The 1,243-nt window shown below is 69.3% G+C and carries 2 protein-coding genes; both read left to right on the forward strand.

Features of this window, described 5'->3' with window-relative positions; translation table 11 throughout:
* Positions 1–1,045, forward strand: a 1,045-nt coding sequence (locus H926_RS28450; RefSeq protein WP_051146419.1) for a PucC family protein, incomplete at its 5' end; no start/stop codon positions are given.
* On the forward strand, positions 1,042–1,243 hold a 202-nt coding region (locus H926_RS0117400; protein WP_028658175.1), incomplete at its 3' end, for an FAD-dependent oxidoreductase. The genes H926_RS28450 and H926_RS0117400, both read left to right, overlap by 4 nt.

Genomic DNA, 1,243 nt, shown 5'->3' on the forward strand with positions numbered 1-1,243 from the left:
GCATGGCGTGACCATGCTCGATGAATCGCGCGTCAAGGGCATCGCCCTGTCGGTCTTTGCCTTTACCCTGATCGGCGCCGGCGTGGGCGCGGCGGGCACCTCGGTGTTGGCGCTGCTGGCCACCGGCGTGGCGCCGGAACGGCGCGCGGCGGCGGCTGCCGTCACTTGGATCATGATGGTTTTTGGCATCGTGGTGGCGGCTGGCACGGCCGGGGCGCTGCTCGATCCCTATTCCGAACAGCGGCTGACCGCCGTTTCTGCTGGCGTGGTGGGCGTGGCGCTGCTCGTCACGGTGCTGGCCACGTTCCGCCTGGAGGGGCGCGGGCCACTGCTTTTTGCCAGCGCGGCGCCAGTGGCCGGGCCGCCGCTCTCGCTCAAGGAGGCGCTGGCCGAGATTTTCGCTGATGATGAAGCGCGGCGCTTTACCCTGTTCATCTTCGTCTCGATGCTGGCCTACAGCATGCAGGATCTGATCCTGGAGCCGTTCACCGGCCTGGTCTTTGCGATGACGCCGGGGCAATCGACCAGCCTCTCGGGCTTGCAGAACGGCGGCGTGCTGATCGGCATGATTGCAACCGGCGTGGGCGGCAGCGCATTTCGCGGGCGCCTGCCGATCGAGCTGCGCAGCTGGACCATGGTCGGCTGCCTGGGTTCGGCCGTGGCGCTGGCCGGGCTGGCCATGGCTGCCTGGGTTGGCCCGGGCTGGCCGATCGCGGCCAATATTGCCTTCTTGGGCCTGTGCAACGGCGCCTTTGCCGTGTCCGCCATCGGATCGATGATGGGCCTGGCCGGTGCCGGCCGCCGCCAGGGTGAAGGGGTGCGCATGGGGGTGTGGGGTACGGCGCAGGCCATTGCCTTTGGCCTGGGTGGACTGATCGGCGCGCTGGGCGTCGATGTGGCGCGCGGCGCGTTTGGCACGCCGGGCAAGGCCTTTGCCCTGATCTTTGCCGCCGAGGCGGGATTGTTCCTTTATTCCGCGCTCCTGGCCATGCGCACGCGCGGCGTGGCCCGGCCGGTCGTCAGCCTGAGGTCTGTGGCGATATGAACCCGATAGAGCAATTCGATGTCGTGGTGATCGGCGGTGGCCCGTGTGGCGCCACCACGGCCTGGGACCTGGCGCGCGCCGGGCGTTCGGTGCTGCTGCTCGATCGCGGCGGGCGGATCAAGCCGTGTGGAGGGGCGGTACCGCCGCGCCTGCTGGAAGAGTTCGAGGTGCCGCAATCGCTGCTGGTGGCGCGGGCGC

It is taken from the genome of Novosphingobium sp. B-7, from assembly GCF_000410615.1.
In the GTDB taxonomy this organism is placed as follows: Bacteria; Pseudomonadota; Alphaproteobacteria; order Sphingomonadales; family Sphingomonadaceae; genus Novosphingobium; species Novosphingobium capsulatum.